This window comes from Halomarinibacterium sedimenti (assembly GCF_019312585.1).
In the GTDB taxonomy this organism is placed as follows: Bacteria; Bacteroidota; Bacteroidia; order Flavobacteriales; family Flavobacteriaceae; genus Halomarinibacterium; species Halomarinibacterium sedimenti.
This window is the reverse complement of sequence record NZ_JAHWDP010000005.1, coordinates 210,320-216,539: the sequence shown is the minus strand read 5'-3', so window position 1 is coordinate 216,539 and position 6,220 is coordinate 210,320. Positions and strand designations below refer to the sequence as shown.

At 36.8% G+C, this 6,220-nt stretch carries 5 protein-coding genes; 4 read left to right on the top strand and 1 reads right to left on the bottom strand.

Annotation, left to right across the window (positions count from 1 at the left end; genetic code table 11):
• The 4 genes from KXJ69_RS12130 to KXJ69_RS12115 form a co-directional block, all read left to right on the top strand.
• Window positions 1–265 (top strand): T9SS type A sorting domain-containing protein (locus KXJ69_RS12130; RefSeq protein WP_219051760.1); only part of this gene is annotated, 265 nt, incomplete at its 5' end.
• 129 nt (window positions 266–394) lie between these two features.
• Window positions 395–1,969: a C1 family peptidase gene (locus tag KXJ69_RS12125; protein WP_219053383.1), complete on the top strand. Its 1,575-nt coding sequence runs from the start codon at window positions 395–397 to the stop codon at window positions 1,967–1,969.
• A 1-nt stretch (window position 1,970) separates the two neighbouring features.
• Window positions 1,971–5,240: a caspase family protein gene (locus KXJ69_RS12120; protein ID WP_219053382.1), complete on the top strand. Its 3,270-nt coding sequence runs from the start codon at window positions 1,971–1,973 to the stop codon at window positions 5,238–5,240.
• A gap of 64 nt (window positions 5,241–5,304) precedes the next feature.
• Window positions 5,305–5,919 carry a DUF4230 domain-containing protein gene (locus KXJ69_RS12115; protein ID WP_219053381.1) on the top strand — a complete coding sequence of 205 codons (615 nt, stop codon included), beginning with the start codon at window positions 5,305–5,307 and terminating at the stop codon, window positions 5,917–5,919.
• Here the strand turns inward: KXJ69_RS12115 and KXJ69_RS12110 are convergent.
• The gene (locus KXJ69_RS12110) at window positions 5,914–6,219 is read right to left on the bottom strand and encodes a rhodanese-like domain-containing protein (protein WP_219053380.1); all 306 of its coding nucleotides are present in this window, start codon (window positions 6,217–6,219) and stop codon (window positions 5,914–5,916) included. The two genes, KXJ69_RS12115 and KXJ69_RS12110, sit on opposite strands and share 6 nt — an antisense overlap.
• Window position 6,220: the final 1 nt, after the last annotated feature.

Sequence of the window (6,220 nt, the reverse complement as noted above, 5' to 3'; positions counted from 1 at the left end):
TGGCAAGGATGACATTGCACTGGATAACGCCATTGCTATGTACCCGAACCCAACCGATGGTCAGGTAACGATATCAAACACCTCTAACATCCAGTTGGAGAGAGCAGTTATCTATGATGCCAACGGAAGATTGGTACAACAGGTTGACTTACGTGGTATGGCAACAGAGCGAACCTTTAATGTTTCTAGCTTAGCTTCAGGAGTGTACATGGTACAGATCCAAAGCGAAAGCGCACAAACAGTAAAACGATTGATTAGAAGATAATCACTGCAAATACTAAATAGAAAAACCCCCTCCATTGTTGGAGGGGGTTTTGTGTTTAATTATACGACAGATGCCCTATATTATGTTTCAAAAAATTAAAGCAATTTTATAACGTAAAAACCATACGTTATGAGACATCTAACTATTATAATCTTTTTCATTTCTTTTTTCTCCTTTGCCCAGGACTATCCTACTGGGATGATTTGGGATGAAGATTCCTATCGTAGTATTCCATATAAAGCACAGTTTACGGCTTCAACCTATGATAACCTGCCAAGTAGTTATTCTTTAGAGCAGTTTTCACCAATTCCTGGAAATCAAGGCCAATATGGTACTTGCGTTGCATTTGCTAGTGCTTATGGTTTACGTACTATCATGTTGGCAAAAGACCTAGGGATTACAAATAAGCAAACAATAACAGAGAATGCTTTATCTCCTTCTTATGTTTACGCCATTATTAAAAATGAAGATGATTTAAACTGTAATAAAGGAGCGAATCCTAAATTAGGGTTAGAAGCCCTTAAGGTGGCAGGAGCTCCCATGTTAAAATCATTACCTTATCAATGCAACCCTCAAATAAGTACGGCTGTTCAATTGGAGGCAATTGATTATAGAATTAGGGACTACCAAACACTTTTCTTTTTTGATACCCAAGATTACGGAGTAAAAACTAATGCCACAAAAAAAGCACTAGCCGAAGGATATCCTGTTTTATTAGGGATGAAACTTCCTGAAAGTTTTTTCAAGGCAACTAAAGTATGGCGTTCTACAGAAACCGATAAAGGTACAATGGCAAAAAAGCATGGATATCACGCTATGGTAGTTATAGGGTATGATGATAATTATGAAGGTGGCGCATTTCGTCTTTTAAATAGCTGGGGAACCGGCTGGGGTGATGGCGGCTTTATCTGGGTTCCTTATTCAGTTTACGAAGAATGGGCCATGGGGGCATTACAACCTTATAGTTACTATAAAAGGAAAGAAGTAAATAATATTCCTTCAATCCCAAAAGTGGTGCCTAATACGCCAAATCAACCCAATAGACCTTCAATTCCCCGGGTTGAACCTAATAATCCAAACCAGCCTATAAAGCCTACGCTACCTGCTGGACAAGTGGATCCTAATCCTATTGCTTCAAAATTACCTGAAGGAAGTTTACGTTTTGAAACCAATACAGGACAGCCCATGGAAGTTACCCGTATTTCTACTAGGAACTTAGTAGTTGAAGATGACGTGGAAGGAGAAGATTTAGTAGCCTATAGAATGACGGAGGGTTATCCTTCGGGAACACGCTTCCGTTTTTACTTAAATAATGTAAATGAAGGTTATATCTATGCTTTCGCAACAGATTTAACTCAAAAAATAAATAAAATCTTACCTTACGAAGATGGCATGTCGCCACTCATTGGTGCAGATTCAGAATTGGCATTCCCAAGTGAAAAGAAAGTGATTAGGATGGATAATAACCCAGGAACAGATTATTTGCTTATTCTTTTTAGCCAGCAAAAACTTGACGAAAAAGAACTCCTTGAAAAAATGCAGAATACCGAAGGCGGTCTTACTTCAAAAATTAAAGCTGCTTTAGGAGAATCTCTTATCGATAAAAGTATGGTGCAATACGCTTCAGGAACTCCCGGATTTAAGGTGAAAGATAGTGCCGAAGGGTATGTGGTTCCTTTAATGGTTGAAATAACACACAAGTAACATGATACGCTCAGCACTAGTTGTAGGTTTTGTTTTTGTAACTTTTTGGTTGCAAGCACAACAAGAATTTGTCGTTCAGAGTAATCATTCCGAATCCATTACAACTTCAGCATTGGATTCCAAAAGAGGCGTTTTGGTTACTTATGGGTATATGGACAAAACCCTAAAATTTTGGGACGAGAAATCTGGATTACTATATAAAACTCTAGATTATTCAAATTCTATCACCCAAATTGAAATTAATGAGAAGGATGGAAAGGCTTATGTTCTGGCAAATAATACCATAGAGGTATTTAGTACAGAAACTTTCGAAAAACTGAAAGGCTACTCCTTAGGCAGAATATTTTCTATGTTATTCTTTGAAATTGAAGGTCAAGGACAACTTGTTTTTTTTGCACAGGACCAAAACTATATGGCATCCTTATATGTTTTAGATGAAGCCACGGGCAATTTTCTTCCAGGAAATATCCCTCCTTTTCCTGGAGAGGGTGAAATAAATTATTTTGAATTTAGTCCCAACGGTAAGTTTGTGTTTATTTCTTCAAATTATGGAGATAACTTTATGTATTCCTTTGAAAATTCTGAATACAAACCCTTAAATAGCGACATCATAGCGATGTTCAATAATGGGGATGTGCTTAGGGCCGTGTATGATATGCAGGCATCAAAGGCAGTGTATATGAGAATGGAACTGGCTTCCCGAAAAGTACTTTGGAACAAATCATTCCCCATAGAAAAGGAGATTGAAGGCTTATTAATGCCTTCCATTTTTGATGTTACTAAGAGTAAAGATGGAAAAAAGTTATGGATTCAAATGAATGCTTTGCCGCTAACTCAAATGAATGCTGAAACAGGAGAAGTAATCGGCGCTTTTTCTAATGAAGATGGTGCTTTTGGAGTTATTGATAATGACACGAATGTCTATGCTCAAATGAGTTATAATGGTAATTACGGTAGATATAAACTTTTTGAAAACACCCCTTTAATAACCTATGGTCATGATGTTATTGAACCTACGCAAATTGTGGGCTATCATAATGGGGATATGGTGGAGTTATTATTTTCTGCACAATATGGAACCAAAACCTATTCCATTATGGCGCATCCTAAAGTTACTCAGTTTACTAAATATAATGCCACTTATAGAGATGATTTTAGTTCTGCAAAAATGATTGTGGATCCAAGTTCAGATAAAGTGTTTGCAGTGACTTCAACGATAGATCCTATTAAAGTTTTTAATCGTGGAGATGCCAGTAGCTTTAAAGATGTTATTGAAAATTATAAAGACATAAGACATTCGGCTTTTAGCCCAAACACAAAATTATTAGCTACCATTTCTTCAAATGGATTGCGTGTTATTAATACCGAAACGAATACAGAAATTTTCTATAAACCCCTAAATACAGACGTTAGTTTTTTTGAAAATTCCTTCAGTTTAGCATCCTTTAATAATGCTGTGGCTTTTGCTACACGTGAAATTCACGGAGATCAAATTTTTTATGACAAATTGAATTATTTCGATTTTGGTGCTAAAGCTCAAAAGTGGTCAAAAGATGGTAAGTACTTTGGAATCTTTCACATTAATGGTGGAAAAGAGCTTTTGGTTTGTAACACTACGGCCAATAAAATAGAAATTTTAGACGTTGCCACAGGCGATGTAAAGCGAAGCATTGAGGGACATTTTGAAAATTTTATGATGGATGGTTTCCTATCCCCCAATGAAGATTATTTGCTTTTAGCTGGATTTAATACAGGAATGATGGTCTATCATATTCCTACTGGGAAGAAAGTTCAAAACTTTAAATTAAATAATTACGGAAAATTTGAGGGTGATTTTGTAACCAATACTATTATTGCAACCCCCGAATCTGGTGGAATTAAATTTATCGATTTACTTACGCTAAAGGAGTTGCTTCGACTTTACATTTTTGAAGACCAAAGCTGGATTGCCTATACTCCAGATGGACAATTCGATGGTTCACAAGAAGGTTGGGATAAAGTGGCTTTTATAAAAAATAAGAAAACTATTCCGTTGGAAAGTGTTTTTGACACGTTTTATACACCACGCCTTTTGTATCAAGTGCTTGCTACAAAAGAATTTAAGAGCAGCGGAAATCTTGAAAGTATGTCGCCACCACCTAACCTTTCACTAAGCTATTCTCAAGGTTCCCGTAACCTTTATGTTGATGATGATTCGGTAAGTGAGATTACGGTGGATGCTGAAAAAGGGAAAATTATTTTGGAGGCCCAGGCAAATGGTAATAAAGTGAAGGAAATTCGTTTGTATCAGAACGGAAAGTTAGTTGGGAATAATACTAGAAATTTATTTGTGGAAGACGATGTTACTCACGATGCCAATAAAAAGGAATTGGAGGTTCAATTAATTGAAGGACTCAACGAATTTTCGGCTATCGCTATTAATTCTCAAGGGACGGAAAGCACACCAGAAAAGCTGAATGTTATTTACAACCCTCCACAACAATCTTTAATAAAACCACAGGGGATACAAGCACATTTACTTATTGTGGGAATAGATGAATACCAAAATTCAAAATACAATTTAAACTATGCTGTAGCAGACGCGACGGGTTTTCAGGAAAGTGTACAAAGCGGTTTGTCGAAAATCACTTCCAAAACACATGTGTATTTTATAAAAAATAGCGAAGCGATAAGAGACAATATCATTTCAAAACTTACTGAAATCGCTTCGGTTGCTAATCCGCAAGACATTTTTATCTTTTATTATGCGGGACATGGGGTAATGAGCGAGAGTGGGGAAAACGAATTTTATTTGGTGCCTAGCGACGTTACTCAATTGTATGGTGATGATGGTGCTTTAAAACAAAAGGGAATTTCTGCTACCGAATTAAAGAAAATCGCTTCCGGAATTATTGCCCAAAAGCAGTTATATATATTGGATGCTTGTCAAAGTGCGGGTGCATTAACAACACTTGCAGCTAGGGGAGCTGTGGAGGAAAAAGCCATAGCGCAATTAGCCAGAAGTACTGGTACACATTGGCTTACTGCAAGTGGTAGTCAGCAATTTGCGACAGAATTTGATGAGTTGGGTCATGGTGTTTTTACCTATGCCTTATTAGAGGCACTTTCTGGTAAAGCAGATAGTGGTGACAATCGTATTACGGTAAACGAACTAAAAGCCTATTTGGAAAGTCGGGTGCCCGAAATCTCCGAAAAGTATAAGGGAAGCCCACAGTATCCTTCCAGCTTTGGGTTCGGGCAGGATTTTCCAGTTTCCATAAATAGCAACTAACTAAATATATTTTTTAGAAGAGAGGCAAAGTGCCTCTCTTTTTTTATCTTTCAGAAAAAGAACCATGCGGAACATTTTTTTAGGAATGGTGATTTCGTTTCTTATTGTTTTTTGTTTTCGCTATTGTGAACATAGAAAGGATGAAAAGGAACAACTCCTGGCAACGACGGCTTTAATAGAAAAAGAGCTCAAAAATGTTGGAAAGCTAATTGTTACCGAAGGAACCTATGCGCAGGTTTTTTCCTATTCGGATAGCAAAGACTTACTTTATGGATTGTTTGATGCCAGAAAAAAAGCATTGGTTGTAGTAAATGCAAAAGCGACTATTGCTTACGATTTAAGTAAAGTAGAAACCAAAGTTGACCAAACTACCAAAACGGTGACGATTGTAAGTATACCAGAGCCTGAAATATCCATCAATCCTAATATTGAATATTACGATGTTACTCAAGATTATTTAAATCAATTTACCGCTTCAGATTACAATAAAATAAAGCTTCGAATTGAAAATTCCCTCCGTGAAAAGATTGAAAAGTCCGAGTTGAAAACGAACGCTCAAAACAGACTCATTGCCGAACTTCATAAAATTTATATTCTTACAAGTTCAATGGGCTGGACTTTACAATACAATTCTGAAATTGTAGAAAAGGAAGAAGATTTACAAAACTTAAAACTATAATTTCTGACTTAAATTAAACCAACCGCCACCATTCATGGCTTCCACGCCATTACTGCGTAATATGGTAGCAGCACTTCCACTTCGCATCCCACTGGCACAGCACGTAATAACGGGTTTATTCCACTTCTTTATTTCAGCTAAGCGAACCGAAAGTTGTTGTAGCGGTATATTTTTTGAATCTGGTATGGCTCCGCCTTGGTATTCGCCTTTGGTGCGCACATCAAGAATAATAGCCCCACGGCTTTTAAAATCGTCAATCTTTTTTGTTTTATTTCCGAATAGAAAATCGAATAATCCCATA